Origin of the sequence: Enterobacter sp. CP102, assembly GCF_025152625.1 — a bacterium.
Classification (GTDB): Bacteria; Pseudomonadota; Gammaproteobacteria; order Enterobacterales; family Enterobacteriaceae; genus Enterobacter; species Enterobacter soli.
In genome coordinates, this window is sequence record NZ_CP104014.1 from 2,096,561 (window position 1) to 2,122,785 (window position 26,225).

At 53.7% G+C, this 26,225-nt stretch carries 31 protein-coding genes; 16 read left to right on the forward strand and 15 right to left on the reverse strand.

Features of this window, described 5'->3' with window-relative positions:
- The first annotated feature begins 72 nt into the window (after positions 1 to 72).
- On the forward strand, positions 73 to 768 hold the full coding sequence (gene bioD / locus N1249_RS09870; protein WP_014070052.1) for a dethiobiotin synthase: 696 nt from the start codon (positions 73 to 75) through the stop codon (positions 766 to 768).
- Here bioD and clcB read toward each other — a convergent pair.
- From clcB to N1249_RS09900, 6 genes are all read right to left on the reverse strand, one after another.
- Positions 703 to 2,013, reverse strand: a complete 1,311-nt coding sequence (gene clcB / locus N1249_RS09875; protein ID WP_259837291.1) for a voltage-gated ClC-type chloride channel ClcB — start codon at positions 2,011 to 2,013, stop codon at positions 703 to 705. The two genes, bioD and clcB, sit on opposite strands and share 66 nt — an antisense overlap.
- Before the next feature lie 103 nt (positions 2,014 to 2,116).
- The gene (gene osmV / locus N1249_RS09880; protein ID WP_259837294.1) at positions 2,117 to 3,265 is read right to left on the reverse strand and encodes an osmoprotectant ABC transporter ATP-binding protein OsmV; all 1,149 of its coding nucleotides are present in this window, start codon (positions 3,263 to 3,265) and stop codon (positions 2,117 to 2,119) included.
- Positions 3,265 to 3,912 (reverse strand): osmoprotectant ABC transporter permease OsmW, encoded by a 648-nt coding sequence (gene osmW, locus N1249_RS09885; RefSeq protein WP_182060844.1) that lies wholly within the window; start codon positions 3,910 to 3,912, stop codon positions 3,265 to 3,267. The genes osmV and osmW overlap by 1 nt, the downstream gene beginning before the upstream one ends.
- Positions 3,913 to 3,920: 8 nt before the next feature.
- Complete coding sequence (gene osmX / locus N1249_RS09890) at positions 3,921 to 4,820, reverse strand: osmoprotectant ABC transporter substrate-binding protein OsmX (RefSeq protein ID WP_259837296.1); 900 nt, start codon at positions 4,818 to 4,820, stop codon at positions 3,921 to 3,923.
- An 18-nt stretch (positions 4,821 to 4,838) separates the two neighbouring features.
- Positions 4,839 to 5,552, reverse strand: coding sequence for an osmoprotectant ABC transporter permease OsmY (gene osmY / locus N1249_RS09895; protein WP_259837298.1), 714 nt, complete (start codon positions 5,550 to 5,552; stop codon positions 4,839 to 4,841).
- 280 nt (positions 5,553 to 5,832) lie between these two features.
- Positions 5,833 to 6,774, reverse strand: a complete 942-nt coding sequence (locus N1249_RS09900) for an NAD-dependent epimerase/dehydratase family protein (protein ID WP_259837301.1) — start codon at positions 6,772 to 6,774, stop codon at positions 5,833 to 5,835.
- A 101-nt stretch (positions 6,775 to 6,875) separates the two neighbouring features.
- Here N1249_RS09900 and N1249_RS09905 point away from each other — a divergent pair, with 101 nt between their 5' ends.
- Entirely contained in the window at positions 6,876 to 7,274 is a 399-nt protein-coding gene (locus tag N1249_RS09905; RefSeq protein WP_259837303.1) for a MerR family transcriptional regulator, read from the forward strand.
- A 13-nt stretch (positions 7,275 to 7,287) separates the two neighbouring features.
- On the opposite strand, the gene N1249_RS09910 is transcribed toward N1249_RS09905, so the two are convergent.
- On the reverse strand, positions 7,288 to 8,457 hold the full coding sequence (locus tag N1249_RS09910) for an MFS transporter (protein ID WP_259837305.1): 1,170 nt from the start codon (positions 8,455 to 8,457) through the stop codon (positions 7,288 to 7,290).
- An 83-nt stretch (positions 8,458 to 8,540) separates the two neighbouring features.
- Here N1249_RS09910 and N1249_RS09915 point away from each other — a divergent pair, with 83 nt between their 5' ends.
- The gene (locus N1249_RS09915) at positions 8,541 to 9,041 is read left to right on the forward strand and encodes an Lrp/AsnC family transcriptional regulator (RefSeq protein WP_014070061.1); all 501 of its coding nucleotides are present in this window, start codon (positions 8,541 to 8,543) and stop codon (positions 9,039 to 9,041) included.
- 31 nt (positions 9,042 to 9,072) lie between these two features.
- Here N1249_RS09915 and N1249_RS09920 read toward each other — a convergent pair whose 3' ends face one another.
- The 3 genes from N1249_RS09920 to N1249_RS09930 form a co-directional block, all read right to left on the reverse strand.
- The gene (locus N1249_RS09920) at positions 9,073 to 9,696 is read right to left on the reverse strand and encodes a glutathione S-transferase family protein (protein ID WP_259837307.1); all 624 of its coding nucleotides are present in this window, start codon (positions 9,694 to 9,696) and stop codon (positions 9,073 to 9,075) included.
- 177 nt (positions 9,697 to 9,873) lie between these two features.
- Positions 9,874 to 11,049 (reverse strand): MFS transporter, encoded by a 1,176-nt coding sequence (locus tag N1249_RS09925; protein ID WP_259837317.1) that lies wholly within the window; start codon positions 11,047 to 11,049, stop codon positions 9,874 to 9,876.
- A 48-nt stretch (positions 11,050 to 11,097) separates the two neighbouring features.
- The gene (locus tag N1249_RS09930) at positions 11,098 to 12,225 is read right to left on the reverse strand and encodes an alpha/beta hydrolase (RefSeq protein WP_259837319.1); all 1,128 of its coding nucleotides are present in this window, start codon (positions 12,223 to 12,225) and stop codon (positions 11,098 to 11,100) included.
- A 113-nt stretch (positions 12,226 to 12,338) separates the two neighbouring features.
- Between N1249_RS09930 and N1249_RS09935 the strand changes: the two genes are divergently transcribed.
- The 3 genes from N1249_RS09935 (at position 12,339) to N1249_RS09945 (ending at position 15,118) form a co-directional block, all read left to right on the forward strand.
- A complete protein-coding gene (locus N1249_RS09935) occupies positions 12,339 to 13,223 on the forward strand; it encodes a LysR family transcriptional regulator (RefSeq protein ID WP_166716771.1) in 885 nt (294 codons plus the stop codon).
- A gap of 353 nt (positions 13,224 to 13,576) precedes the next feature.
- Positions 13,577 to 14,032, forward strand: coding sequence for a hypothetical protein (locus N1249_RS09940; protein ID WP_259837321.1), 456 nt, complete (start codon positions 13,577 to 13,579; stop codon positions 14,030 to 14,032).
- 285 nt (positions 14,033 to 14,317) lie between these two features.
- A complete protein-coding gene (locus N1249_RS09945) occupies positions 14,318 to 15,118 on the forward strand; it encodes a Cof-type HAD-IIB family hydrolase (protein WP_259837323.1) in 801 nt (266 codons plus the stop codon).
- A gap of 52 nt (positions 15,119 to 15,170) precedes the next feature.
- Here N1249_RS09945 and N1249_RS09950 read toward each other — a convergent pair whose 3' ends face one another.
- A complete protein-coding gene (locus N1249_RS09950) occupies positions 15,171 to 15,935 on the reverse strand; it encodes a DeoR/GlpR family DNA-binding transcription regulator (RefSeq protein ID WP_259837325.1) in 765 nt (254 codons plus the stop codon).
- Positions 15,936 to 16,108: 173 nt separating this feature from the next.
- Here N1249_RS09950 and N1249_RS09955 point away from each other — a divergent pair, with 173 nt between their 5' ends.
- The 3 genes from N1249_RS09955 (at position 16,109) to N1249_RS09965 (ending at position 17,698) form a co-directional block, all read left to right on the forward strand.
- Positions 16,109 to 16,450: a hypothetical protein gene (locus N1249_RS09955; RefSeq protein WP_136455360.1), complete on the forward strand. Its 342-nt coding sequence runs from the start codon at positions 16,109 to 16,111 to the stop codon at positions 16,448 to 16,450.
- 120 nt (positions 16,451 to 16,570) lie between these two features.
- Positions 16,571 to 17,158 carry a sugar O-acetyltransferase gene (locus tag N1249_RS09960; RefSeq protein ID WP_259837330.1) on the forward strand — a complete coding sequence of 196 codons (588 nt, stop codon included), beginning with the start codon at positions 16,571 to 16,573 and terminating at the stop codon, positions 17,156 to 17,158.
- A gap of 15 nt (positions 17,159 to 17,173) precedes the next feature.
- A complete protein-coding gene (locus tag N1249_RS09965; RefSeq protein WP_259837332.1) occupies positions 17,174 to 17,698 on the forward strand; it encodes a phosphoribosyltransferase in 525 nt (174 codons plus the stop codon).
- A gap of 77 nt (positions 17,699 to 17,775) precedes the next feature.
- On the opposite strand, the gene N1249_RS09970 is transcribed toward N1249_RS09965, so the two are convergent.
- A complete protein-coding gene (locus N1249_RS09970) occupies positions 17,776 to 18,642 on the reverse strand; it encodes a LysR family transcriptional regulator (RefSeq protein ID WP_259837334.1) in 867 nt (288 codons plus the stop codon).
- A 122-nt stretch (positions 18,643 to 18,764) separates the two neighbouring features.
- Between N1249_RS09970 and N1249_RS09975 the strand changes: the two genes are divergently transcribed.
- The 5 genes from N1249_RS09975 to N1249_RS09995 all read left to right on the forward strand — a co-directional run bounded on the left by N1249_RS09975 (position 18,765) and on the right by N1249_RS09995 (position 21,852).
- Complete coding sequence (locus tag N1249_RS09975) at positions 18,765 to 19,472, forward strand: AzlC family ABC transporter permease (RefSeq protein WP_259837336.1); 708 nt, start codon at positions 18,765 to 18,767, stop codon at positions 19,470 to 19,472.
- Positions 19,469 to 19,777, forward strand: a complete 309-nt coding sequence (locus tag N1249_RS09980; RefSeq protein WP_259837338.1) for an AzlD family protein — start codon at positions 19,469 to 19,471, stop codon at positions 19,775 to 19,777. Before N1249_RS09975 ends, N1249_RS09980 begins: the two co-directional genes overlap by 4 nt.
- Before the next feature lie 82 nt (positions 19,778 to 19,859).
- Entirely contained in the window at positions 19,860 to 20,174 is a 315-nt protein-coding gene (locus N1249_RS09985) for a PTS sugar transporter subunit IIB (RefSeq protein ID WP_259837340.1), read from the forward strand.
- Between the two features lie 99 nt (positions 20,175 to 20,273).
- Entirely contained in the window at positions 20,274 to 21,224 is a 951-nt protein-coding gene (locus tag N1249_RS09990) for a helix-turn-helix domain-containing GNAT family N-acetyltransferase (RefSeq protein ID WP_259837343.1), read from the forward strand.
- A 43-nt stretch (positions 21,225 to 21,267) separates the two neighbouring features.
- Positions 21,268 to 21,852 carry a dihydrofolate reductase family protein gene (locus N1249_RS09995; RefSeq protein WP_259837346.1) on the forward strand — a complete coding sequence of 195 codons (585 nt, stop codon included), beginning with the start codon at positions 21,268 to 21,270 and terminating at the stop codon, positions 21,850 to 21,852.
- 99 nt (positions 21,853 to 21,951) lie between these two features.
- Here N1249_RS09995 and N1249_RS10000 read toward each other — a convergent pair whose 3' ends face one another.
- Both N1249_RS10000 and N1249_RS10005 read right to left on the reverse strand, forming a co-directional pair.
- Positions 21,952 to 22,269 (reverse strand): YebG family protein, encoded by a 318-nt coding sequence (locus tag N1249_RS10000; RefSeq protein WP_259837347.1) that lies wholly within the window; start codon positions 22,267 to 22,269, stop codon positions 21,952 to 21,954.
- 77 nt (positions 22,270 to 22,346) lie between these two features.
- A complete protein-coding gene (locus N1249_RS10005; RefSeq protein ID WP_259837349.1) occupies positions 22,347 to 23,327 on the reverse strand; it encodes a nitrilase family protein in 981 nt (326 codons plus the stop codon).
- A gap of 100 nt (positions 23,328 to 23,427) precedes the next feature.
- On the opposite strand from N1249_RS10005, the gene N1249_RS10010 reads away from it, so the two are divergent.
- Positions 23,428 to 24,303 (forward strand): LysR family transcriptional regulator, encoded by an 876-nt coding sequence (locus tag N1249_RS10010; RefSeq protein WP_259837353.1) that lies wholly within the window; start codon positions 23,428 to 23,430, stop codon positions 24,301 to 24,303.
- Between the two features lie 34 nt (positions 24,304 to 24,337).
- Here N1249_RS10010 and N1249_RS10015 read toward each other — a convergent pair whose 3' ends face one another.
- On the reverse strand, positions 24,338 to 24,691 hold the full coding sequence (locus N1249_RS10015) for a helix-turn-helix domain-containing protein (protein WP_259837355.1): 354 nt from the start codon (positions 24,689 to 24,691) through the stop codon (positions 24,338 to 24,340).
- Positions 24,692 to 25,027: 336 nt separating this feature from the next.
- Here N1249_RS10015 and N1249_RS10020 point away from each other — a divergent pair, with 336 nt between their 5' ends.
- Complete coding sequence (locus tag N1249_RS10020) at positions 25,028 to 26,203, forward strand: efflux RND transporter periplasmic adaptor subunit (RefSeq protein WP_259837357.1); 1,176 nt, start codon at positions 25,028 to 25,030, stop codon at positions 26,201 to 26,203.
- Positions 26,204 to 26,225: the final 22 nt, after the last annotated feature.

Below are 26,225 nucleotides of genomic sequence, written 5' to 3' on the forward strand. Positions count from 1 at the left end.
CCGTAGACTTCCCCCACTGAATTATTTACCTGGTTTATATTTTCGAAGCATCACCAGGAGGTGGGATGAGTCATGCTTAAGCGTTTCTTTGTAACGGGTACCGATACCTCTGTCGGAAAGACCGTTGTGTCCCGCGCTTTGCTGCAAGCCCTGGCGGCAAACGGTAAATGTGTTGCAGGGTACAAACCGGTCGCAAAAGGCAGTAAAGAGACGCCTGAAGGACTGCGTAATAAAGATGCGCTGGTCCTGCAAAGTGTCTCAACGCTGGAATTGCCGTATCACGCCGTGAATCCTATCGCGTTAAGCGAAGATGAGAGCAGCGTGGCGCACAGCGGCCTTATCAATTACACCCTGTTGTCAGACGGCCTGGCAAACCTGAGCGAAAAGGTTGACCACGTTGTTGTCGAGGGGACGGGCGGCTGGCGCAGTCTGATGAACGATTTGCGTCCGCTGTCAGAATGGGTTGTTCAGGAACAACTGCCGGTCATTATGGTGGTGGGCATTCAGGAAGGGTGTATCAACCATGCATTGTTGACTGCTCAGGCGATTGCCAATGACGGCCTGCCATTAGTGGGCTGGGTCGCAAACCGCATCAACCCGGGGCTGGCGCATTACGCCGAAATCATCGATGTGCTGAGCAAAAAGCTGCCGGGGCCATTAGTTGGCGAGCTGCCTTATCTGCCCCGCGCCGAACAGCGCGAGCTATCGCAGTATATCAATCTCTCCGCGCTCGGTAGCGTGTTGTCCGTAGATAGAGTCGTGGCGTAACGTCCTCGACAGCACCGAGGCCATTACACACGCAACCAGTAAACCGGGCAGCAGCGAATACTGCCCGGTCATTTCGCAGACCATCAGGGCCGACATGATCGGCGCATGTGTGGTGGCCGCCAGCAGCGTTGCCATTCCCGCTAACCCCAGCAAAATCGCGGTTTCTGAACCAGGGAACCACAGCGCGAAGATCTGCGCAAACAGCATTCCTGTCGCCATACCGACGAACAGCGTCGGGGTGAACACCCCGCCCGGTGCGCCCGATCCGCTGCTTGCCAGCACCGCCAGCAATTTGCAGATAAAGACTCCGGCAATCACCGCCAGCAACGGCGGTGACAGCAGAAATGCCTGTACCACGCTGTAGCCATTACCCCAGACTTTTGGCGTCAGGAGCGACAACAGGCCGACTATCAGGCCGCCAAGCGCAAGCTGGAACGGTGGCGAGAGCTTGAGCCGCAGAAAAAGAGCGTGGCTGGCGTCCATCAGCCACATCAGCAACGGGCCACACACGCCTGCCAGCAGTCCCATCCCCAGCATGAGGGCATAATCCATGGCGGTCAGCGTTTCGCTAAGATGCACCTCATAGAGCGTGCTGGCGCCCGGGCTGAGCAGGCGCGTGGTGAGCAACGCCACAACGGCCGCAATCACCACCGGGCCAAGTGAGGCCAGCATCAGCGTGCCAAACAATATCTCGGCGATGAACAGGCTTCCGGCCAGCGGCGCGTGGTAGGCGCTGGCCATCCCGGCAGCGGCACCGCAGGCAATCCACAATTTCCATTCTGATTTCGGGGTGAAGCGTTGGGCAAAAAACGATGCGGCAAGCGCTGCGAGCAGGATCATCGCACCTTCACGGCCGATGGCGCTGCCGCTGGATACCACCAGCAATGATGCCAGCGATTTAACAAGGCTGGCGCCGTAGTCGAACTGCCCGTCACCCGTTTCGAGGGCTTCCATGTAATCGGTAGGTGCCTGAGGGCGTTGCGCGGTCAGGCGTTGCCATCCCCAGAGCAGTAACCCTGCCGCCAGCCCGCCCAGTGCTGGCGTGAGCGCCCGTCGCCAGGGGGAAAGTTCACCCGCAGCATTCACCAGGCTACCGCTCTGGTTACCCAGAAACAGCCATTCGAGCAGGAACATCGCGTGGCGAAAAACAGCCACGGCCAGTGCAGCCAGCACGCCTGTCAGGGTGGCAATCAGGAGCCGGCGAAACATGGCGCGAATGTCGGGGTAAGTATGAAGACGTTGCATGGAGCACGCATAAACGGGAAAGATACAATATTGTGATGGGAAATCGCGAGGTTAGCAAAAGGTATGCGTGCGAAAAAAAAACCGGGCATTGCCCGGCCCGGTATTAGCTCTCGCTGGAAATATTCAGCGCCCGACGTGTACGGCCTGAGCTCAGGTATTCCGCAATGTAATCCTGAGAAATTTCGCCGTTATAGCGTCCATCCTCATCGACAATCGGCATCCAGCTGGCGTTGCTCTCGTACAGACGGGACAACACCACGCGCAGGTTATCTTCGGCTTTGCCGGTCATGCGGAACGGGTGGAGGATATCGCGGCATGTTCCGCTGGCATTACGCGCTTCACGGCGCTTCACAAAGCCCAGCGGTTTGCCCTGGTCATCCACCACGGTAATGGCGCGGATATCGTTGTCATCCATTGTGGCAAAGGCCTCTGGCAGTGGTGTTGCTTCACGCGCCGTGATGGTGGGCTGCTGATCGGTCACATCACCGGCAGAAACCAGCAGCAGGCGCTTCAGGGTTCTGTCCTGCCCGACAAACGAACCGACAAACTCATTCGCCGGTTTCGCCAGCAGCTCGTCCGGGCTGGCGCACTGAACAATCCGCCCCTGGCGGAAGACGGCGATCCGGTCGCCAAGTTTCAGCGCTTCATCGATATCGTGGCTCACCAGCATGACCGTCTTTTTCAGCTTACGCTGCATCTCCAGGAACTGGTTCTGGATCACCTCACGGTTAATCGGGTCGACGGCGCCGAACGGTTCATCCATCAGCAGCACCGGCGGATCTGCCGCCAGGGCGCGGATCACGCCGATACGCTGCTGTTGCCCGCCGGACATTTCACGCGGATAGCGGTTCAGGAACTTATGCGGATCCATCGCCACCATGTCCATCAGCTCTTGCGCGCGGGTTTTGCAGCGGGCTTTGTCCCAGCCCAACATGCGCGGCACCACGGTAATGTTCTCTTCAATGGTCATATTCGGGAACAGACCGATCTGCTGGATGACGTAACCAATGTTGCGGCGCAGGGTGACGGTATCCATGGCGCTGGTGTCTTCGCCGTTGATGAGGATCGTCCCGCTGCTCGGGGCAATCAGGCGGTTAATCATCTTCAGGGTGGTGGTTTTCCCGCACCCGGAAGGGCCAAGCAGGACGCACATTTCCCCTTCGGGGACGTTCAGGTTGACGTTGTCGACAGCCTTCACGGTCTGCCCATGTTTCTGTGAAAAGTGTTTGCTGAGGTTTTCCAGTTTTATCATTATCGAATCCCCTTCGGAGTCAGCACGACCTGGAGGCGATGCAGCAGCCAGTCGAGCACAATTGCTAAAAGACAAATCATCAGTGCGCCCGCAATCAACATTCGGATATCGCTGCCGCCAATGCCGTTAAGCAGCAGCAGGCCCAGCCCGCCCGCGCCGATGACGGCGGCAATCGCCATGACCCCAATGTTCATCACCACGGCGGTGCGGATCCCGCCGAAAATCACCGGCAGCGCCATCGGAATTTCGACCCAGCGCAGGCGCTGCCAGAAGGTCATACCGATGCCGCGTCCTGCTTCCCGCAAACCCGGCGGCAGGCTGTCGAGCGCGGTGTGAGTGTTACGCACAATCGGCAGTAACGAGTAAAGGAACACCGCCGTAATGGCGGGCAGGGCACCAATACCCTGACCGATCAGCGAAAAGAGCGGGATCATCAGGCCGAACAGGGCAATAGACGGAATGGTCAGCACAAGCGTGGCAACACCGAGCACGGGCGTGGCCAGCCATTTATGGCGGACAATTAAAATACCCAGCGGCACGCCCGTGATGATGGCTAAGCCAACGGCGAGCGCCACCAGCCACAGGTGCTGTAGCGTCAGGGTTAACAGGTAGCTCCAGTTATCAAGGATGTAATGAACGGTATCCATAGCGCCTCCTACAGCATCTGTTTGCTACGCAGGAAATCACGGGCGACCTGCTGCGGTGACTGATGGTCGATATCCACCTTCTTATTCAGTTCGGTGATAGCGTCGTTGTTGAGCTGGGCAGAGAGGGTGTTGAGCGCCTCTTCCAGCCCGGGATTGGCCGCCAGCGTGTCTTTGCGCACCACCGGAGTCACCGCGTAGCTCGGGAAGAAGCCTTTATCGTCTTCCAGTACCTTCAGGTCGAAACCCTTCACGCGCCCGTCGGTGGTGTAAATCAACCCGGCATCGACAAAGCCATCGCGCACGGCGTTATAAACCAGCCCCGGATCCATCTGACGGATTTGCGGGCGATCCAGCGCCATGTTGTACGCCGCCTGTAGGGGCTTCATCCCGTCGCTGCGCCCGGCAAATTCCAGGTCTAAGCCCAGCAGCCAGTTGTTGTCCGGGTCGGTTTTGCGGATCTGCTCAATCTTCGCCACCAGCTCCGACATAGTATTGATGTGCTCGGCCTCGGCGCGCTTGCGTTGCATAGCAAAGGCATAAGTGTTGTTCATATTCGCGGGTTTGAGCCAGACCAGACCGTGCTTCGCGTCCAGGCGTTTTACCGTCTCGTAAGACTCCTGCGGTGACATGCGTTTGTTGATGTGGTTAAAGATGATGAGGGAGGTACCGGTGTACTCCCAGGTCATATCAATCTGCTTATTGATCATCGCATTGCGGGAAATCACCGTTGCAATATTGGTTTGCGGCTGCACCTGAAAACCTTTCTTTTGCAGGTATTGCACCGTCATGGCCGACAATATGTGCTGCTCGGTAAAGCTCTTGGTCGCCAGTATCAGCGGGGCGGCAAGCGTCTGGCTGGAGAACAGCGCCGCAGCACACAGGGCCGTGAGGCCGGAAAGTAATCTCATAAAAGCTCCTTGTTATTGTTATCGAGCGAGATGCGGGCTCATTATGCGACCCAGCGCGGCCAGTAAGGTATCCAGAATCAGGGCGAAGAGTGCGGTCGCCACCGCGCCCAGGATCAGCGTCGGGAAGTCGTTAAGGTAGATGCCGGGGAAAATCAGCTCGCCGTAGCTGCTGGCACCAATCAGGAAGGCCAGCGGCGCAGTACCGACGTTGATCGCTGTCGCAATGCGAATACCGGAGAGCATCACCGGCCAGGCGTTAGGGATTTCGACCTGAAGCAGGCGCTGCCACCGGGTCATCCCGATGCCGTTCGCGGCTTCCAGCAAGGATGCTGGCACCGAGCACAATCCGGCGTAAGTGTTACGCACAATCGGCAGCAGAGACGCCAGGAACAGCGCGATAACGGCGGGTTTATCGCCAATGCCGATCACCACCATCGCCAGTGCCAGCACGGCCAGCGGCGGCAGGGTATTGCCGACGTTAAAGATTTGCATCACGTATTCGGCTATCCCGCGTGCTGCGGGGCGGCTTAGCAAGATCCCGCTTGGGATGCCGATCAGCAGAGCGAAGAACATCGACGAGAAAACCAGTATCAGGTGCTGTTGCCCGAGGTAGATCAAATCAATCTGGCGCGCTTTGATTGTTTCAGGCCCGATGCCCCAGGTCAGAAGGGCAAGTATTGCGATAATGGCGGCGATAAAAAGCAGAGAACGTTTTAGTAATGACGCGTGCATTGCGGTGTGTCTCCCTGTGCTCATGCGTTATAGCAACCACCGGTTGCCTGTTGTTATGCCATGTTTTGGCAGGGGTAGTTGAGCTATAGCAAGGGACCGGGAAGGGTTCCAGCGAAGGGGGAAAATCAGTAACCCTATGATTAATGAGTAAACCTAATGTCAGGCCAGATGGGGTAAGGGCTGGCTATGGGAGAGGCAGAATAGTCCTAAAGACGAAAATGAAATGTGACACTGTCACATATTGGGCCGCGCGCCCGGTGTGCGGGCAACGCGTTTTACCTTACAACGTGCCGGAATTGCTCCATTCCTGCCAGATTTTCTCCAGCCCTTCGCGGTAGCTAGTGACGGCAAAATCGGGAAAGCGCTGTTTAAATTTTGCTGACTCAAACAGGTTATCAAATTCATACCTCGGCAGCAGTTCACGAATTTCACGGGCGCCCTTCGACACTAACCCCGCCGCAGTAAATGCCAGTTTGCTGATGACGCTGTAATCCGCCTGCTGGCCGAAGATGTCACAGGCAAGCGTGACAAACTGCTGGTAGGTGAGACGGTCATCGCAGCAGGGCAAATGCCAGCTCTGTCCGTAGGCGTCGGGCGTATTGCCCAGAACCGCCAGCGCGCGGCTGGCGTCAGGTGTCCATATGAGCGTGCGGAGTTTATCGTCACGTACCGGAACACGCGGCTGTTTGCCGCTTTTGAGCTTGTCGAGGATCAGCGCATTGGTGAAGCTTTGCGTCTTACCGGGTCCGTAGAACTCGGGCGCACGGCCGATGAGAACGGGGATTTCTGCACGTTTCATCTCATCAAGCACCTTGTCAGCCATCGCAGCCCGCACTTTTCCTTTTCGCCCGCGCGGGGCAAAGCGCGTCTCTTCGGTTTGCGGTGCGTTGCTCTGGGGGTACATATAGGTATTGTCAAAATAGACGAATTTCGCCCCGGCCATTCGGGTGGCTTCAAGCGCGTTTATCAGCATGGCCGGGAACTGTCGCTCCCACAGGGCGGAGTCGGGCGGCAAACCCGCGGCAAAATAGACCGTATCGCTACCTTTCACCGCGTTCCGGGTTTGCTGCGCATCAAGCAGATCGGCGGCAAACGTCATGTCGCTGTCGTTAACTTTCTGCGGATGACGGCTGACCAGTCGCAGGTCATCGGTGTAATTGCGCTTTAACTCGCGGGCCAGTTCGCGGGCAATTTGCCCGCTGGCACCCAGAATGGTTTGCATTTCAGCTCCTCAGTGAAAACTTATATCGCGATCGTCAGTTGACCGTGCAAAAAGTATAAGTTTAAAGTGAACTTTAAGGTCAACAGGCAAGAGCGGATGAAATGAAAATTGGCGAGCTGGCAAAAATGACGGGAATTACGCCATCGCGTATTCGTTTTTACGAAGCGGAAGGCCTGCTTCCGAGACCTTCGCGACAAGGCAACGGGTATCGCACCTATTCTTTGCAAGCGGCAAATCTGCTGAAGATTATCGACAACGCGCAGCGCACCGGTTTTTCACTTGAGCAAATTCGCCGCTTTCTGCCCCAGCCGCAAAAACAGTGGGATCATGAGGGACTGATCCAGTCCCTGAACACACGTATTGCGGAAATTGAGACGATGCAGAAGCAACTCGAGGAGAACAAACAGGCTCTGCTGAACCTGGCCGCCAGTATCACGAACCGGCCTGACGAGATCTCCTGCGACGATAATATGCAACGTTTACTGGGGCAGTTGCTTTAACAGCGAACGGTGTTTATTCCACCTGTAAGGCATATTCTTTGCGCGCACTCTGCCATGCAATCAGCGCAAGCCCGAGCGCAATAACCGACAGGATAGCGCCAGCCCAGTTGGGTGATGCCAGGCTAAAACCGGCCGAGATGGCGGCACCGCCCGCCCAGGCACCCATCGCATTCCCAAGGTTGAACATGCCGATATTAACGGATGCCGCCATTGTGGGGGCACCGGCATGGCTTGCGCGATCCATCACCAGTTTCTGAATCGGTGACACTGTCGCAAAACCGAAGGCCGCCATCAGGAATACAGAGCCTGCCGCGACAATCTGGTTATCGACGCCCGCCCAGAACACCATCAGGACAATTCCCTGAGCGGCGAGGGTGACGAAAAGGGTGCCAAACAGCGAACGGTCCGCAAAGCGTCCACCGATCCAGTTTCCGACTGCCAGCCCAAGGCCAAACAGGACCATCAGCCAGGCGACGCCACCGGCAGAAAAACCGGCTTCTTCGACCATCATCGGCGCGATGTAGGTAATGGAGGTGAAAAAAGCGGCTGGCCCGAACACGGTAATGCCCATCACCAGCAATACCTGAGGATCAACAAACGCCCGCAGCTCCGTTTTCAGGGCGATCGGCTTACCTTTCTCGATGCGCGGCACCAGCAGGGCAATGCTGGCAATAGTGACCAGACCAATCCCGGCAATCACCCAGAAAACCAAACGCCAGCTGAATGTCTGAGCAAGCCAGGTTCCCACCGGGACACCCACCAGATTGGCCAGCGTCAGCCCGGAAAACATAAAGGCAATAGCGCTGGCCTGACGCCCTGGCGCAACCAGCGAAGCCGCAATAATCGAGCCGATACCAAAAAAAGCACCGTGGTTGAAGGAGGTGATTATCCGGCCCGTCACGGCAAGGGACAGCGTCGGGGCGAGTGCGGTGATGATGTTGCCGAGCGTGAATATGAGCGCCAGGCCCATCAGCATGGTTTTACGCGGAACGCGTGAACCCACAATGGTCAGCAGCGGCGCCCCGATAAACACGCCGAGCGCGTAGGAGGTGGCCATTTGCCCGGCAGCGGGAATGCTGACAGCAAATTCAGCGGCGATTTGTGGGAGGATCCCTGCGATAACGAATTCGGTAAGACCGATCCCGAATGCGCCGATGGCGAGGGCGAAAAGTGCGACAGGCATGTTAACTCCGGTAATGATTGCAGGATGAATGCTATTAAGTAGAATCGAGTATATTCATATTTTTATTCTGCAATCGAGGCTGTATGGGTGACGTTGATAAAGAAAAAGATGGCATTAAGCCGGTGAGACACAAACCGGCGGATCTTGATGCGATTGACCGAAAAATATTAGGCGCGCTGGCGGAAGATGCCGGGCGGAGTTACGTCGAGCTGAGTGAAATTGTTCATCTTTCAGCCCCGGCGGTTCACGACCGTGTGAAGCGCCTGAAACGCGACGGGGTAATTAAAAACACGGTTGCGGTGCTGGATGGCTGCAAGCTTGGCAGGACGTTACTGACCTTTCTGGTCATCGACACCAGTACCTATAAAGCCACCCGGGATCTGCTCCAGTTCACCAGCCGAAAAGAGGTTGAAGAGCTGCATACTGTCGCCGGGGATGGCTGCGTGCTGATTAAGGTGCGGGCTGCCGATACCGAATCGCTGGAGAACTTCCTGATGGAAATTCAGAGTGTTGACGGCGTGCGTTCCGTGCGCAGTTATATCGCGCTCTCTACCTTCCTGGAGCGCGGGCCGTCTCCGGACTGATTTGCGGCAATCAGAAGACGGCGCATTAGAATTACACCATCCCGTTATTGCCGTGGCGTAAAAATGCCGGACGCTGGTTAAGGCGCGCAAACCAGGCATCGATGGCCGGGACAGAAGGGTGCTCGAACGGCGTCATTTTCCAGCGGTTTACCGACAATCCCAGCACGATATCCGCAAGGGTAAAGGTATCACCCGTCGCCCACGCCCCTGTGCGCTGGAGCTGTTGTTCAAGGATACCAATGCAGTGGTTCCACTCTTTAATGCCTGCGGCAATGCGGTCTGGATCGTTATAGTCCGGGTTCTTGCGTGCCAGCGCCGGGAAGACGTAGCGCCAGGCGTTGTTGAATTCCGTGGCTTGCCAGTCCATCCAGTGTTCGACATTTGCGCAGGCTTTTGGCTCAGAAGGGAGCAGATCGTCGCGCCCGGCTTTGCGCGCCAGATAGCGGCAAATGGAGTTGGACTCCCACAATACAAAATTGTCATCAATCAGCACCGGCACCATCGCGTTCGGGTTCAGGGCGCGAAATTCTTCCGTTTCCGTTGAGGCAAAACCGATGCCGAAATCTTCCTGTTGATAGTCCAGTCCGGCTTCTTCACAGGTCCAGAGTACTTTGCGAACGTTTATCGAGGTGGTTTTGCCGAGGATCTTGAGCATGGTGCAGGTGTCCTTTATGGGATGAATTCATTCAGACAATAGGCCAGATTGCGTTTTTGCCGCAAAGCTACCAGAAATGGCAGAGTACAACGGGAAGGGCAAACTAACGGTTCCTTCACGGATATGTTGCGTGTTTTATGCACATCCCCGAGCAAGGCTCCAACCTGTCAGGTTAGCTCACCTTTGCCGTGACGTGAAAAAGGTCAGTACAACGGCACTCAGCAGTAACAGGGCACTCATTGCAAAGGTGCTCTGCCAGCCGGAATGGTCGAACACCATGCCACCCACCGTTGAGCCCAGCGCAATGCAGAGCTGGATCACGGCAACCATCAGCCCACCGCCTGCCTCTGCGTCATCGGGTAGAGTCCGGGCAAGCCATGTCCACCAGCCTGTTGGCGCCGCCGTTGCCAGCATCCCCCAAACGGCGGAGAGCACTGCCACCATCCACACGCTGTGTCCGGCCAGGATTAACGCGCCAGCAATGGCTGCCATCAGAAGCGGGATCGCCATTAACGTCGGGTAAAACGCGGCGTTCAGAACCCGGGCAACGATCAACGTGCCAATAAAACCCGCGATACCGATGGCGAGCAGGATCAGCGATAAGCCGGAAGGGCTGATACGGATGACGTTTTCCAGGAATGGCCGGATATAGGTAAATAACGCAAACTGTCCCATAAAGAACAGGCCACAGGCCATCAGCCCTATACCAACCACGTGCTGGCGGAACAGGCGAAACACACTTCCGCGTGGGCTCTGATGACTCTTCATGTCAGGCAGGCTAAAACACTGCCAGATAACGGCGACGATGGCGACAGGTACCAGACACAGAAAGGCACCGCGCCAGCCAATGGTCGCACCGAGATAGCTGCCAAGCGGGGCGGCGATGACCGTCGCCAGCGCGTTACCGCCGTTGAAGATGGCCAGCGCGCGGGATACCTGATGTTGCGGCACAAGACGGAGTGCCGTTGCGGCGGACATCGACCAGAATCCGCCGATCGCGATGCCGATGAGCGCACGGCCTGCCATATACACCAGATAGCCAGTCGCGAAGGCAATAATAATCCCCGATATCGCCATCAGCATCGTCATGCCCAGCAGCAGATATTTGCGATTCAACTTCCCGGCAAGTTGAGAAAGGCTCAGGCTGGTCAGTACCGCCAGCGCACCGGAGATGGCAATCCCCTGACCTGCGACCCCCTCTGTCACCCCCAGATCCCGGGCAATGGGGGTGAGCAGGCTGACGGGCATAAATTCCGAGGCGATCAGGACGAACACGCACAGGGTCATGGCAAAAATACCGCCCCAGTGCGCAGGCTCAGCGTTTGCTGATGAGGTGTGGTTCAGTGTGGACATAGTCAGATTTCACAAAGAGCCACCCGTAAAAACGGGTGGCATAGCAGGTTATTTCAGGCTGGTTTTGAAGAACTGCTCAAAGCGGGTAAACGGAATTTTTCCGGCAACGTTGTCGTAGAGATCAACATGGTTTGCGCCCGGGACAATCACCAGTTCTTTCTGTTTGCTGCCTACGGCGTTGAACGCATCTTCGGCAAAATAGCGGGAGTGCGCTTTCTCACCGGTGACGATAAGCGTCGGGATGGTTATCTCTTTGGCATAACTCAGCAGCGGCATGTTCATAAAGGATAACGGCGTTGTCGCCGTCCATGCGCCGGTTGAGTTGACGGAACGCGCATGGTAGCCACGCGGCATCCGGTAGTAATCAAAGAACTCTTTCAGCACCGGATGCGGGTTTGCAGGTAATGACTCCGGCAGGATACGGTCGGCAGCGCTCACCTTACCGTTCTCATCGACATAAATGTCATGGCCCGCATGGGCGAATGTGCCGCTTTCGGCATCTTTCCAGCGCTGCTCGTTCAGATACTGCAACACGGCATGGCGGTCCGACGTGGTGTAGCGATCTTTCCCGTCGCCCACACCGTGACCCATGGCGCGGCTCATGTCATACATTACGCTGGTGGCGACCGCTTTCACGCGGGTGTCCATGGATGCCGCGTTGAGCGCCATGCCGCCCCAGCCGCAGATGCCGAGGATACCGATACGGTTCCGGTCCACCTCTTCCTGAATACCGAGGAAATCCACCGCCGCGCTAAAGTCTTCGGTGTTGATATCCGGGGAGGCAACGTTGCGTGGCTGGCCGCCGCTTTCGCCCGTATAGGACGGGTCGAACGCCAGGGTCACAAATCCGTTTTCAGCCAGAGTCTGCGCGTACAGGCCGCTGGACTGCTCCTTAACCGCGCCAAACGGCCCACTGACGGCAATTGCCGCCAGTTTGCGGTCGCCACGATCTTTAGGAAGATACAAATCTCCCACCAGGGTTATCCCGTAGCGGTTCTGGAATGACACCTTGCGATGGTCGACCTTATCACTTTCGGCGAAGGTTTTGTCCCAGGTGGTCACCATTGATACAGGGGCGTTTGGGTTGGTGGTTTCTGCATAACTCATTGTTGTAACTCCACTTAATGATGCACAGAGCAGCATCGCAACTGACAGTTTTTGAGTGAATGTTTTCATAAGAGGTACCGTGTGTTGTTGTGATGCGGCCATTATAGTTAGCAGAAATAGTGCTGATTAGAGGGCTAAAACTGCTAGGATTCATATCATGTTGTTATAAATCCGGGTGTGGGATGGCGAAGCGGGAAAACTACAATGAGCTGTACCTGTTTATGCAGGTGGTGCGGGAAGGGAGCTTTACGGCCGCCGCGCAGCGGCTTGGGCTGGCACAATCCGGGATCAGTCGTTCGGTGCGCGAACTGGAAGCGCGGCTGGGCGTTCAGCTGCTGGTACGCACCACACGAAAACTGTCCCTGACTCAGGCCGGCGAGCAGCTTTATCGCACCACTGAATCGGGATTTGATGCGCTCGATAACGGCCTTGCCACCCTGGCGCATTTTCGCGAGACACCCTCCGGCACGGTGCGTATTAATGCCAGCCAGCACGCTATCGACAAATGTCTGCTGCCGAAACTGGCGGTATTTAAGCAGCGCTACCCGGATATTCGGCTGGAGCTAATGAACGAGAGCCGCTTTGTCGACATCATCGCCGAGCGGTTTGATGCGGGCGTGCGGCTGGGGCCGGAAGTGGGGCAGGGAATGATCGCTGTACGTATCACGCCCGATATGGAGATGGCGGTGGTGGGCACGCCGGAGCACTTTCGCCGCTACGGCTTCCCGCAAACGCCTGCCGAACTGACGGCTCACCCCTGCATTGCTTACCAGTTTGCCGACGGCAGTCTTTACCACTGGGAACTGGTGCAGGACGAGAAAACAATTACCCATCGGCCAGAAGGACAGTGGGCGTTATCCGACAGCTATATGGAAGCCGAAGCCGCACGGCTGGGTCTGGGGCTGGCGTATGTGCCGGTAGAGCTGGTGGAGGACGACCTTGAGCGCGGCACGCTTATCCGGGTGTTGCTACGCTACAGCCTGCGCATGGAGGGGCTGTTCCTTTACTACCCGCATCGCAACGTGTCGCCCGCGCTGAGAGCGGTGATCGATACGCTGAAAATGTAGGCCGGGCAAGTGCAGCGCCCCCGGCATGGCTGCCGTTCTGGAAGGCGCCTCGCAAAGCGTAAAGTAACCCTGTGTAATTCAGGGTTATCTCTTTTATTCAGGCGATCGCGGTCGTAAAGTGACGGCGTTGCGGCACATCCGCAATCGGGCGTAGGAACCCGTCTTCCATATAGTGACATTTCGCATGTCATGGCAGCGTGTATCCCGTTAAAATTGCGGTGGCGCTGGCGGAGCAGCCGTAAGGCTGACCGTTTTTCTATATGGGCGGTATTCCTACCTCTGTCAGCGCTACCCCCCGAGCGTAGGAACTTACGGGGTGGTTATTTGAATTGCATATAGAAGGAAGCCTTACTATGGCGACTATCCCAACCCTGATCTACCCCGAATCTGACGAAAACATTATTCCGCAGCTTATCTCCTGGTCACTAGCGCCTGATGCGGATCTGTTTGACGTTGCCGACCACTGTGCCGCGCTGGTGAGCGTGCTGGTCGAAACGGATGATAGCGAAACCGCTATTGCACTCTGTGAACGCTTACTGCAAGCCCTGCGCAAACTGCGTGAACTCTGCGATGTCGATCTCCCGCCGTACCTGGTGGCACTGCTGATCATGGGGGAGAAGACCCATTCCTGTGTACCGGATTGCTGGCAGGACACCTTGACTCAGGTGGACTACGCACTGGCGCTGGTGCAGGCGGTGATGAGTGGGGAGCTGCCTGCTAACGTAGCGAAAGAGCTGACGGGCTTGCTGCACGACATGGTGTGGCTTCTGGCGGAGTTTGTGAAAGAGCCACGAGTGGTGGCGCACTAAGCGCGGGTAATACGGTAAAGGGGCGGTAGTGTGCCCCTTTGAAATTGGAGGGTGCTTGTTCTGATTGAGAATGTGTCTTGTGAGGGAGAGATTTGATGATGTTTAACTGTCTGCTTTGAGCGAGAAGCGGCCATTATCTCTTGCTTATTCATCAATAAAATGAACACAAATAAACATAACTTTGCATGATCTATCATGCGGTGATACTTTGAGTTACGTAACGTGTAAGCGCTCAGATTTATTTGTTCAAAACGACTATTGATGACCAGGCAGTCAGGAGGAAGCATGATAAAGCTGATTATTACGGATCTTGATGGCACATTTTTAAACAGCTATGGGGACTATGACCATGATTTATTTGCCAAAACGTGGGCGAATATGTTGTCCCACGGGGTGCATTTTGCTGCATGTACCGGCAAGCAATGCGAGCGGGTGGAAGAGCTTTTCGGGGAATTGAGTAAAGACATCTGGATAGTGGGCGATAGCGCTACGCGCATTAAACATAAGGGTAATTTTGCCTTTCAGTCACTGATAGATAATGCTACAGGCAAGGCAATCATTAACACGCTTGAGAAAGTGAGCTCCACGCATGTCATTATTGCCTGTACTCCGGAAGGCGCGATTGTGCGCTCTGATGTTCCGCAACATCTTAAGGATAAAGTCAGACGCTCCTATGCCCGCATGATAGAGACCGTGGACTTTGACAGGGTCGATAGTGATTTTGTCAAAATCACTGTTTTTGATGAAGAGGGAAACTGCCCGCAAACTCGCCCGCACTTGAGCCCGTTTGAGGATGATGTGTACATCGTGGTGTCTGAAGCCTCATGGATCGATATTGCCGGTTATGGCGTGCACAAGGGGAGCACCGTACAAAAACTTCAGGAAATCCTGAATGTCAGTCCGGAAGAAACAATGGCCTTTGGTGACGGGTACAACGATCTGGAACTTCTGGCCCAGGCAGAATATAGCTTTGCCATGCGAAACGCTTTTGAAGAGGTGAAGCACGCGGCGCGTTTTGTCACCGGAACCAACGATGACAGTGCGGTGATGGAAACCATCAACCGCCTGCTGGCACTACAATCCTGACGGTAATGAAAGGGAAGGCTTAACACATGCCTTCCCGAAGATTGGGTGCATATCAGCCTGCAATTTCCAGCCGTATATTTGTATGCGTAAGAGAGCCTGTATCCGTCAGACTGCTTGCCACGACGACATCAATATCCTCACATGAAGCGACTTTATACCGGGCGACCTGGGGCATTTTATCCGCAATGACAGCGGCGATAACCTCATTGCTCTGGCGCATTACTTCTTTTTTGAAGCAGGCATCCTCATAGTAAACCGCAGTCAGTCCTGCCTGAAGGTCTAATCCGCAGACGCCGATAAACATCTGGTCAAACAACATTTCCCTGACGTGATTAAGCGGTTCTGATCCCAGAATGCTTCCGGTCTGTGGATTGAGTTTTCCGCCCAACATAATAACTTCCCCCTGCTTGCGTCCACTCAGTGCTGCTGCTATTTGTGGGGAATTTGTCACGATAGTGAGAACGTAGTCCTCAGGAATGAAGCTGACCATAGCAAGATACGTCGAACCCCCGTCTATAAAGATACAGGTTCCGGTTCTAATAAGTTCCGCACAACGTCTGGCCACCCCTGACTTTTCTTCAATGCTGTGCATAACCCGCGTTTCAAAGCTTGCGGATTGTTTGAACTGGCTGACAGCCCCCCCGTAGACCTTCTTACACATCCCCTTGCGAACCATCGCCTGCAAATCTCTGCGTATCGTGTGTTCAGACACGCCCAACTGGCGGGCAATATCAGCGCCAATCACCCGACCAGTCTGCTGCAGCATCTGGTAAATCACTTCCTGCCTCTGTTCAGGCAGAGCATCATAATCAATCATTCTATACTCTCAAAATAAACGTAATATTGCATAAGTGTACACAATGAAGCATAGTGGGTCTGTGAATATAATACACGTGTGATATACCGGGCAGGTATCTTTTGACAATGTTGATCAGGAGAGCGGGAAAAATGTGTGGGCCAGTATGTATAAACAGACTTGAGCAAGACGCTGTGAACCTGGAAAAACTCAATTCCGCGTGGTTTGACGCTCATAAACATAACGCATTATCAGCAATGCTTGTTCTCTATCTCAAAGAAGCGCAATCCGGAGATTTAAAAAATACTTATGCCTACTTCCTGGATGATTCACTGGAATGCTTGATAAGCGTTCTTCCTCAGGTTGCCAACAGCCTGGCCAATTCCATCATGCGCGTCCGGCAGGTACCTCAGTACAGACTACGTACCGCATTAAGTTTAATAATTTACTGGTTAATACAGGGTCACACTGGCAAAAAAGACAATCTACCGGAGAGTCATGAGATGCTGGACATTATTGATAACATACTGACCTGACCTTTACTAATTAATGCCGCTCGTACTCTGTAATACAGCTTCTGGCACAAGCGGCTGAGCTCATATGTTAACGAAGCATTGCTCGCAGATTATACGTTGAACACAGAGGAAACAGAGTTAATGACCGAAAAATCTTCTCCCTGCGCTGACGTCGGGATGGAACGTGTCTATCTTAAAGACGGGGATTATTTTTTCCCTTCTGAACCCGCCATAAAAGCAGATTCTCTGCGAACAAAATCGCTCCTTCATCGTTTTAACCATACCGATCCCGCCGATACTGTTTCCCGCCTGCAACTGATGAAAGAGCTGCTGCCTGAATGCGGGGAAGGTGCCTCTGTCACCGCGCCTTTCCACTGTAGCAGAGGGTATAACATCCAGGCGGGGAAGAATTTTTACTGTAATTTTGACTGCGTCATCCTTGATCTCACTGACGTTATTATCGGGAATGATGTTCAGTTGGGTCCTCAGGTGAATATTTATACCGTCAGTCATCCCGTCAACCCCGGGCACCGGAGTACCGGAATTGAGTATGTACAGCCGGTTACCATCGGTGACCGTGTCTGGGTTGGAGGTAAATCGGTCATTCTTCCGGGAGTAAAAATTGGCAATGATGTTGTTATTGCCGCAGGTAGCGTCGTGACCCGTGATATCCCTGACAGGGTTATAGCCGGTGGGGTACCCGCCAGAGTGTTAAAACATATTCAATAAAGGGGAGTAACTAAAATGAACCATCCACATGCAGGAAAAATTATTCTCAACGAATCCACCATCGCGGAAGGTGTCAATCTTGTTGCCGACAGCCTTAATTCTGACTTCAGTGATGCGGTGATTATGACCGTTATACCAGGAGGTATATTTTTCACCGCTGACTTAACCAGAAAGCTAAAATTTGATGTTGAAATGGATTATATTTCTTGCCCGCACACACCTGGAGAACGCAATAACGCGTCAGAGATTGTCTACCATAATAATATCGGAATTGAAGGACGAGATGTGATTGTTATCGATGACGCAATCGAATCCGGAGGTACAATGAAACGGCTGATTGAACATCTTAACGAAAAATATAACCCAAAGTCAGTTTCGGTTGCCGTGCTTTTCGTTAAACCCGGCCGCATATCCATTCCTGCGCGCTGTTATTACGCTTATGAAATGGAGAATGATGATCTGCTAATAGGCTACGGCATGCCCTGGCAGAACAAATTCCGTAATTTGCCCCACATATCTCAGTTGGTCAAAGGCAACTGAGCAATTTTCAAGTTAAAACTAGCAACGTCCGCTCCTGGCACAAAGCGGACATTGATACATCTAAAATCGTCTCACCGTTACACTTTTCTGACTCGTAACGTTCGCAGTAGCAAATCATACAAACTATCCACAGCAGAAGACCCCTGGGAAGCACGGCTTCTGAACAATGCGACCTCCATCGGTTCCAGGGGGCCCAAAAGATGTTCGCTGCCAAGAACGTGCAGGTGAGGCGGCACGCTGCACTGGGTCAGAACCGCCACAGCCAGGCCACTTTCCACTGCGGTGATCTGCCCTGACAGACTGGAGCTGTTATACACCACCTTATATCTCCGCCCCTGTAGGGCTAATGCGTTGATAGCACTACGCTTAGCAAGGCTTGTGCTTTCATACACCGCAATGGGTAATGGATCACGCCTCCAGACCTCAAACTGTGGAGAACCGACCCACACCATCGGTTCATAAAATAATAACGCTCCCTGGCCAGGATGTTCCCGGGAGACCAGCGCCAAATCTAGATCGCCGGCCTCAACGCGAGGAATTAATGACGTAGATTGCTCGCAACTCAGCTCGATCTCGACTGACCCAAAATTCGGGGCAAACCTCTTCAGAGCAGGTGTAAGGTATTTTGCTGCATAGTCATCAGGGACACCCAGGCGAATACGCCCCGTTAATTCCTTACCGTGGAATGCCGCCTGCGTTTCAGCATGAAGGTCGAGCATCCTTCGGGCATACCCGAGCAGTTTTTGTCCTTCAGAGGTGAGTTGATGCTGACGGGGGCCGCGTAGCAAAAGCTGGCACCCTAATGCAGATTCCAGCTTTTTTAGCTGCATACTGACCGCAGACTGTGAGCGATGGACCTCAGGTGCCGCAGCCGAAAGCGATCCTGCATCCACTACCGCTACAAAACATTTGAGCCAGTCCATCTGGAGGTCTTGATAATGCACCGGTGATCCTCACATTCGATTATCAAATAGTAGCGTCAATTATTATGCGTTTTTGTCAATTCAACAATACTGCCATAGTGGCCCTCATCGCTTTCACCGTTTGAACGATCATGAGGTCACCGATGACGTATCACGAGCCCGATTTGTCTCAGCTTAGCCATTCACTGGTATGGGCGGGTTTTCGGCAACTTATTCCGGTTTCACTGTTTGTCGCTTTTTTTGGCGCTGCCTTTGGCCTGGCCGCATCGCAGAAAGGGTTGGACCAGATGTCGGCGACAATGATGAGTGTGCTGGTTTTTGCCGGTTATGCGCAGTTTGCCGCGTTGGAACTTTGGACGTCTCACGTTCCTGTATTGACACTTATCGCCACCGTTTTTGCCATTAATGCCCGACATTTGTTAATGGGGGCCACCTTATACCCGTGGCTGCGATCGTTAAGCCCCGTGAAACGCTACGGGATCATGATGGTCGTATCCGATGCGAACTGGGCCATGTCCATTCAGGCATTCAGCAGGGGAAGAGCGGGGCTGGGATTACTCTTTGGCGGCGGTCTTGCGTTATGGCTTTTTTGGAGCGTCGGTACCCTCGCAGGGCTTTATTTCGGGAGTGCTATTCAGGATCCCAAAAGCGTTGGTCTGGATATGGTCATGGGGTGTTTTCTCCTTTCGATGGTGTTCGAAGGGGAAAGAAACCTGAGGATGTTTATTATCTGGGCCGTAGCGGCTGGTGCTTCGCTGATAGCGTTTAAATGGTTACCAGAAAATAGTCATGTGATCGCCGGAGCCCTTGCCGGAGGTATTACTGGAATTATCATGAGAGAGAAAAAATGAGTATTGAGACGGCAGGTGCGGGACCTCTGATTATTATTTTAGTGATGGCGCTGGTCACACTCGTTACCCGATGGGGCGGTGTGTGGATTATGTCTTTTGTTCCTTTTAATCACCGCATAAAAGCCTTTATTCAGGGTATGTCAGGCTCGGTTCTTGTGGCGATACTCGCCCCCGTAGCCCTCACTGGTGACAAAGGCGCGCAGTTGGCATTATTGACCACGGCAGTCGTGATGTTCGTTTTTAAAAGGCCTTTGACTGCTATCACCGCCGGGATTGTCGTTTCAGCTATGGTCAGATCTTTTTAACCGTTCACACAAATATGAAGTAGTGCTCATTTTATGAACATGCCGAGTCATATCCTGTGATTAATTCTCAGGAGGTCACAAAATGAAAAAACTACTGATCTGTTGTTTGTTTGGAAACACAGCAAATTCTCTCGCCAAAAAGATGCAGTTACTGGCAGAACACAAAGGGCATCCTCTTATTGTCGGTGCGGTAGGCCTGGATAATTTTGCCAGCGTGGCTCCCGCTTTCGACGCATTTCTCATTGCCCCGCATATTCAGTATAAGGCCGAGGAGATTGAAAGCATTGTCGGAGACTCTCGTTCTATTGCGGTGATTGAAAGTCTTCCCTATGCCTCACTCGATGCGGAAAAAGTTTTAGCGTTTGCGATGGCGCAGATGCCAGAACTGGCGGGCTGACGCCAAAAACCACACCTGGCATGAAGCAAACATGAAGTGATTGACACGTTCCCTGCAACAATGGTTGTATAGTACAACTATTGTTGCAGGGTAATACTGATGATTTCTGAACTGAAGAACATACAAACGATACGTGCGGCATCACGCTTAATGGTGCGGGAACTGGGGTTTATGAACCAAAATCTGGCGACAACGGACTATCCGCCCTCAGCCGTTCACTCCATGCTGGAAGTTGACGCGCATGGGTCAATGACTGCCGCGCAACTGGTTCAGATCCTGGGGCTAGAGAAATCCAGCGTCAGCCGGATGCTTGCTAAACTTGTCAAAGCCGGAGAACTCGAAGAAACCCCGTCCGCTGAAGATGCGAGGACGAAACTGCTAAGCCTCACAGGGAAGGGCAGAGAGACCGTACGCAACATTAATACTTTTGCTGACGAACAGGTCGCAGCGGCACTCGGGAAACTGGATCCCTTTACCCAGGACGCCGTATCACAAGGCCTTTCTTCTTACGCCAGCGCGCTGAAAGCCAGCCGCGAAAACAGCGAAGGCAACGTGCGAAACAGCATCAAAATAGTCACGGGTTATCATGCCGGCATGATTGGCCGAATTACTGAAATGCATGGCAGCTATTACGCCAGAGAGCATAACTTCGGTTCATTTTTTGAAAGGAAGGTTGCCGCAGGTCTTGTTGATTTTTCTGACCGCCTGGATAAGCCCTGTAATCAGATCTGGCTCGCAATGGTGAACAATCGCGTCGTCGGATCCGTTGCGATAGACGGGGAAGACCTGGGAAATAATGAGGCACATCTGCGCTGGTTTATCCTTGACGATGGATGTCGTGGCAGCGGGGTGGGCAGAAAACTCATTGCCGGGGCGATGAAATTTTGCGATGAGCAAAAATTCTCGTCAGTACAATTATGGACGTTTAATAAGCTTAAGGCGGCAAGGCGGTTGTACGAATCATTTGGATTTGAATTATCGAAAGAATGGGAAGGCGATCAGTGGGGCAGTACCATCACTGAGCAACAGTTCACCCGAAAAGCCCGTTAAACAGCCCTCACCAGTCAAGTATCAGGGGGGGTGGGAGAAAATCATGAGAAAGCTCGTGTCGTTTGTTCATGTGTCGCTGGATGGTTTTGTCGCTTCTACCGCTGAGGGGCTGGCGAGCCTGGACTGGATAAGCATCAGCCCCGATTTGTTTGAATACGTGGAGCAGCGAATTCAGCAGACCGACACCGCCTTATATGGGCGCATCACCTACCAGATGATGGAATCGTACTGGCCAACGGCTGCCGATAAGCCCGACGCCAGCCCGCATGATCGTGCGCATTCGCGGTGGTATAAATCAGCCAGCAAAGTGGTGTTGTCGAAAACGCTGTTGCAACAAGATCACCCTAATGCGCACATTATCAGTAGCAATTTAAGTGACGAAATCACCAGGCTCAGGCAAAGCGCGGGCAGCGAAATCTTAATATTTGGCAGCCCATCAGCGACTCACTCGCTAATGGCGGAAAACCTTATCGATGAGTACTGGCTGTTCGTCAATCCGGTGCTGCTGGGGCACGGTATTCCCTTGTTCAAAAACGTAAAAGACAGAACCTCACTCGTGCTGGTGAAGAGTAACGTGTTCCCGTCGGGCGTAGTGTGCTTGCAATACGAAGTGAAACGAAATCAATAATGCAGGGTTCTAACGCTGCCGGCCCTCCCTTCAGACAGCAAAAAAGCCGTAAGCAGCTGTCTGCTTACGGCCCAGGGCAGGGGATGATTTTTCTGACGATCAGGCCGCTTTTACGGCTTTGATTTTTTTCGTGTCAGCCGCGCCGGATTCTGTTTTATCCGCTGCAGCTGGATCAGTGAGATCGGGAAGCTTGCTGGTACGCAGAATATGCTGCACGGTCTCTTTCTGCTCGGCGAGATACAGGCCAAGATTTTCAGCCTGCGTTTCATCCATCTGCATTCCGCTTTGCAGCAGCCAGTCGGTGAACGCGTCTGCCATATCGAGCAGTTTGTCGTAAGCGTCAGCCTCTTTCTTACTGGCAAATGTCATTTTCTCTTCACCTTTTCTTACGACAACAAATTTTGTTTCAACAGCCATTATGCGCACCTTATACTGTAGTTATGTACAGTATATCGATTCCTGATTTAAGTTGCAGCTAAAAAGTGCAGACATTTCTAGCGAGCAGGGGGCTCAGTCGAAAATCGTGCACTGATCGCATCACGTTCATAGCCCTGCGGTTGTGTCAGTATCTGGTATAAATCAGGACGACGACCATGGATCCAGCGGCGTCCGGTGCTCATGGCAAGCAGGCTTAAATCCAGCTCAGCGCTCACCATAGCATCTTCCGCGACCCAGGTTTCAACAATGATCCGCCCATAAGGGTCGAGGATCATGGCATTCCCTGTGCGCACTTCGTCATCATCTGCCCCGACACCGTTGCTGAAAAGAAGAAATAATCCGTTGTCATGGGCACGGGCGGGAAGCCAGCGCATGAGCCATTCCCGACCGCCTGGCCCTTTGAATGCAGCAGTAATTTCTTCCTTGCGCGTTTCCCGCTCCTCCCAGAGCGCCAGCGGAATACGCTTCATCCCATGAGGGCTGCGGGAATCGGTACCGCCTGTCTGATGCGGCGCGAGAAGAATATCTGCACCCAGCAACGCCGTTGCGCGTACATTTTCGACCAGATTATTGTCCCAGCAAATCAGGATACCGATTTTCACTCCCCAGGGCGTATCAAAAACGGTAAAGCTGTCCCCGCTGCTGATGGCCGGATGTTCAAACGCATGGAGTTTACGATGCGTATGCATTGAGCCGTCCGGCATACAGGCAACATACGCATTATAAAGACTGCCATCGTCGGCTCTTTCAATAAGACCGGCGCCAATCAGCATTTGGTGTTTTATCGCCAGAGCGCGAATTAACGTCAGGGAAGGGCTATCAGCAATCGGCTCTGCCAGAGCAGACACCTCAGTTGCGGTGAGTTTGGGTACGTGCCAGTAGCCGGTGATACACATTTCCGGGAAGGTGAGAATTTTCACCTGCTCAAGCGCCGCCTGTTCAATAAATTTTTCCATTATCAGCAGGTTGTGTTTTTTGTTATTGGCCTGATGCTGAAACTGTACGGTTGCCGCCTTTAAGGTTTGAGGTTCGTTCATGATGTGTCTCCAGTTGTCATCGAAACTGAATTACATAACGATAACCAATAACTGTATAATCAAATGATTTCTGGTTTCGATAACCATCTGGAATGTAAAATTGAACATCCGTTTGCTTAAAGCCTTTTTGACACTGGCTGAAAAAGGAAATTATGCCGATGCGGCGCGGGCGTTGTTTATCTCGCAACCGGCACTGACCAAACAGATTAATCTCCTCGAATCCCAGGTGAATATGTCTCTGTTTTCACGTGGTCGTCACGGCGCAATACTGACGGCCTCTGGCAGGCGTTTGCTGCCAGAAGCTGAAAAAGTGGTCAGGCAAACCCAGTCATTTATGCAACATGCTGAGTGGGTATCAAAAGGAATGGAGGGGCATATCACCGTTGGGTTCGGTCTCTCGAGCTTTTATCTGGCGCCGCGCTGTATCGCTGACTTTCGGCGAGACTATCCGGGCGTAGAGATGTCATTGACGGATCTGCCCTCATTCCAGCAGTACGAGCTTTTGCAAAATGATGAGCTTCAGGTTGGTTTTGTCAGGGTTCCTCCCCCTGCAGCGCTTGAATACCTGCCGCTATTTACCGATCGACTGGTTCTGGTGGCGCCAGCGACGTCTGCGAAAATGTCTGCTGCGGAGTGGCTATCGAAGCGTCCTCTGTTACGCCTTTATGATGAGCGGGGACGGGGTTTAAATACGCAGATAGACCGTTATCTGCACGACAACGATCTTTTCATCTCATCAACTCAACTGACTGACGATATACAAACTATCGTCGCGATGGTGATTGCGGGGATCGGTGTTGCCATTCTGCCCAACAGCGTTACGCACATCGCACCGCCGGAACGGGTGATCATCCCGTTAACAGGGGAGTCAATCAGCTGGCAGGTGGGCATCGCGTGGGACGCAAGCAAGGAGGATGTCATCCGTGACAATTTTATTGCCAGCATCCGAAAGGGTATTTCTGCTGATTGCGGGTGATGAGCCCTGAGTAACTTACCCGGCTCGACCTGGATTACTGGCGTAGCTGCTGCGCTTCCGGGCTACCCATACTGCGCCGCCATGCCCCTGGCGCCTGACCATACTGACGCTTAAAGCTGCGGTTGAAGGACTGCTGGGAGTCAAAGCCCAGCGCGATCGCCACGTTCAGAATGGGTTCATCGCTGCGGGTTAAGCGCTCTACCGATTTTTGCAGCTTTTGCGCGCGAATATACCCGGCGAGGGGATGGCCTGTATGTTCCTTGAACAGGCGCTGGAGGTGCCATTTCGAGTAGCCAGACCGCCTGGCGACGGACTCAATATCCAGACGGCTATCCAGGTTGTTGTCGATCCAGTCAAGTAAATCATGCATAAATGCGCCAGTGTTCATCTGGTTACCCCACGCAGTATATCTAAAAGTATCTTTGTCTGTTGCATTTAAAGGTGGCGTGTTTTTACGTTAATTGCAAGTTTTATTGTTGCATTTAAGTCCCTGTCCGAAACGGGTCTTTTCACATCGACACAAATAGCACATAAAGTGCAACAATTATTCTTGCACTTAATTAAGCGCCTTCCTACAATCGCCGCGAATAGTGTATTCGCAACTGTTACAGTTTTGTGGCGATGAACGACACAAATGGCCTTAAGCCAGCTACCGGACAAAGGAAGTGGCGCGGCGTCTCCCGCAGCGTCTTGCCCGGCGGCTATCAATACCGGAATAAAAATAATGAGCCTGCAAAAAACCTGGGGTAACGTTTATCCGAGCGCGCTGGGGGCGATGATGCTCTCCCTGCTGCTCGTCGGATGTGATAACAGCGTCGCGCAAAACGCCGCGCCACCTGCGCCCGCCGTCAGCGCCGCTGACGTGGTCGTGAAATCTATTAGCCAGTGGGACAGTTTTAACGGCCGGGTTGAAGCGGTGGAGAGCGTTCAGCTGCGTCCGCGCGTTTCCGGCTACATTGATAAAGTGAATTACACCGACGGCCAGGAAGTAAAAAAGGGCGAGGTGCTGTTCACCATTGATGACCGAACCTATCGTGCGGCGCTGGAACAGGCGCAGGCGAACCTGGCGCGAGCCAAAACCCAGGCCAGCCTGGCGCAAAGTGAGGCTAACCGTACCGATAAACTGGTCAATACCAACGTGGTTTCCCGTGAAGAGTGGGAGCAGCGTCGTTCGGCCGCTACTCAGGCACAGGCCGATATTCGTGCCGCACAGGCGGCGGTTGATGCTGCACAGCTCAACCTGGATTTCACCAAAGTCACCGCACCTATCGACGGCCGCGCCAGCCGGGCGCTGATCACCAGCGGCAACCTGGTCACTGCGGGGGACACCGCCAGCGTGCTGACCACGCTGGTCTCGCAGAAAACGGTTTACGTTTACTTTGACGTAGATGAGTCGACCTACCTTCACTATCAAAATCTGGCCCGCAGCGGGCAGGGGGCGTCCAGTAATCACATGGCGCTTCCCGTTGAGATTGGCCTGACGGGCGAGGACGGCTATCCCCATCAGGGGAAAGTGGACTTCCTTGATAATCAGCTCACGCCGAGTACTGGCACGATCCGTATGCGCGCGCTGCTGGATAACGCGCAGCGGCAGTTCACGCCGGGACTGTTTGCCCGTGTACGTTTGCCGGGCAGTGCGGAATTCAAAGCCACGCTGATCGACGACAAAGCTGTGCTGACCGATCAGGATCGTAAATACGTTTATATCGTGGATAAAGAGGGGAAAGCGCAGCGCCGCGACATTACGCCTGGGCGTCTGGCCGATGGTTTACGCATCGTGCGGCTGGGGCTGAATCCTGGCGATAAAGTCATCGTCGAGGGGTTACAAAAAGTGTTTATGCCGGGGATGCCGGTTAACGCGAAAACCGTTGCCATGACCGCCAACGCCGCCCTTAACTGATCCCTAACCCGAGAATCCAACC

Excerpts from the sequence above, each read along its gene's own strand:
- bioD (WP_014070052.1), top strand. The coding sequence starts at position 73 with ATGCTTAAGCGTTTCTTTGTAACGGGTACCGATACCTCTGTCGGAAAG.
- clcB (WP_259837291.1), bottom strand. The coding sequence starts at position 2,013 with ATGCAACGTCTTCATACTTACCCCGACATTCGCGCCATGTTTCGCCGG.
- osmV (WP_259837294.1), bottom strand. The coding sequence starts at position 3,265 with ATGATAAAACTGGAAAACCTCAGCAAACACTTTTCACAGAAACATGGG.
- osmW (WP_182060844.1), bottom strand. The coding sequence starts at position 3,912 with ATGGATACCGTTCATTACATCCTTGATAACTGGAGCTACCTGTTAACC.
- osmX (WP_259837296.1), bottom strand. The coding sequence starts at position 4,820 with ATGAGATTACTTTCCGGCCTCACGGCCCTGTGTGCTGCGGCGCTGTTC.
- osmY (WP_259837298.1), bottom strand. The coding sequence starts at position 5,552 with ATGCACGCGTCATTACTAAAACGTTCTCTGCTTTTTATCGCCGCCATT.
- N1249_RS09900 (WP_259837301.1), bottom strand. The coding sequence starts at position 6,774 with ATGCAAACCATTCTGGGTGCCAGCGGGCAAATTGCCCGCGAACTGGCC.
- N1249_RS09905 (WP_259837303.1), top strand. The coding sequence starts at position 6,876 with ATGAAAATTGGCGAGCTGGCAAAAATGACGGGAATTACGCCATCGCGT.
- N1249_RS09910 (WP_259837305.1), bottom strand. The coding sequence starts at position 8,457 with ATGCCTGTCGCACTTTTCGCCCTCGCCATCGGCGCATTCGGGATCGGT.
- N1249_RS09915 (WP_014070061.1), top strand. The coding sequence starts at position 8,541 with ATGGGTGACGTTGATAAAGAAAAAGATGGCATTAAGCCGGTGAGACAC.
- N1249_RS09920 (WP_259837307.1), bottom strand. The coding sequence starts at position 9,696 with ATGCTCAAGATCCTCGGCAAAACCACCTCGATAAACGTTCGCAAAGTA.
- N1249_RS09925 (WP_259837317.1), bottom strand. The coding sequence starts at position 11,049 with ATGTCCACACTGAACCACACCTCATCAGCAAACGCTGAGCCTGCGCAC.
- N1249_RS09930 (WP_259837319.1), bottom strand. The coding sequence starts at position 12,225 with ATGAAAACATTCACTCAAAAACTGTCAGTTGCGATGCTGCTCTGTGCA.
- N1249_RS09935 (WP_166716771.1), top strand. The coding sequence starts at position 12,339 with ATGGCGAAGCGGGAAAACTACAATGAGCTGTACCTGTTTATGCAGGTG.
- N1249_RS09940 (WP_259837321.1), top strand. The coding sequence starts at position 13,577 with ATGGCGACTATCCCAACCCTGATCTACCCCGAATCTGACGAAAACATT.
- N1249_RS09945 (WP_259837323.1), top strand. The coding sequence starts at position 14,318 with ATGATAAAGCTGATTATTACGGATCTTGATGGCACATTTTTAAACAGC.
- N1249_RS09950 (WP_259837325.1), bottom strand. The coding sequence starts at position 15,935 with ATGATTGATTATGATGCTCTGCCTGAACAGAGGCAGGAAGTGATTTAC.
- N1249_RS09960 (WP_259837330.1), top strand. The coding sequence starts at position 16,571 with ATGACCGAAAAATCTTCTCCCTGCGCTGACGTCGGGATGGAACGTGTC.
- N1249_RS09965 (WP_259837332.1), top strand. The coding sequence starts at position 17,174 with ATGAACCATCCACATGCAGGAAAAATTATTCTCAACGAATCCACCATC.
- N1249_RS09975 (WP_259837336.1), top strand. The coding sequence starts at position 18,765 with ATGACGTATCACGAGCCCGATTTGTCTCAGCTTAGCCATTCACTGGTA.
- N1249_RS09980 (WP_259837338.1), top strand. The coding sequence starts at position 19,469 with ATGAGTATTGAGACGGCAGGTGCGGGACCTCTGATTATTATTTTAGTG.
- N1249_RS09985 (WP_259837340.1), top strand. The coding sequence starts at position 19,860 with ATGAAAAAACTACTGATCTGTTGTTTGTTTGGAAACACAGCAAATTCT.
- N1249_RS09990 (WP_259837343.1), top strand. The coding sequence starts at position 20,274 with ATGATTTCTGAACTGAAGAACATACAAACGATACGTGCGGCATCACGC.
- N1249_RS09995 (WP_259837346.1), top strand. The coding sequence starts at position 21,268 with ATGAGAAAGCTCGTGTCGTTTGTTCATGTGTCGCTGGATGGTTTTGTC.
- N1249_RS10000 (WP_259837347.1), bottom strand. The coding sequence starts at position 22,269 with ATGGCTGTTGAAACAAAATTTGTTGTCGTAAGAAAAGGTGAAGAGAAA.
- N1249_RS10005 (WP_259837349.1), bottom strand. The coding sequence starts at position 23,327 with ATGAACGAACCTCAAACCTTAAAGGCGGCAACCGTACAGTTTCAGCAT.
- N1249_RS10015 (WP_259837355.1), bottom strand. The coding sequence starts at position 24,691 with ATGAACACTGGCGCATTTATGCATGATTTACTTGACTGGATCGACAAC.
- N1249_RS10020 (WP_259837357.1), top strand. The coding sequence starts at position 25,028 with ATGAGCCTGCAAAAAACCTGGGGTAACGTTTATCCGAGCGCGCTGGGG.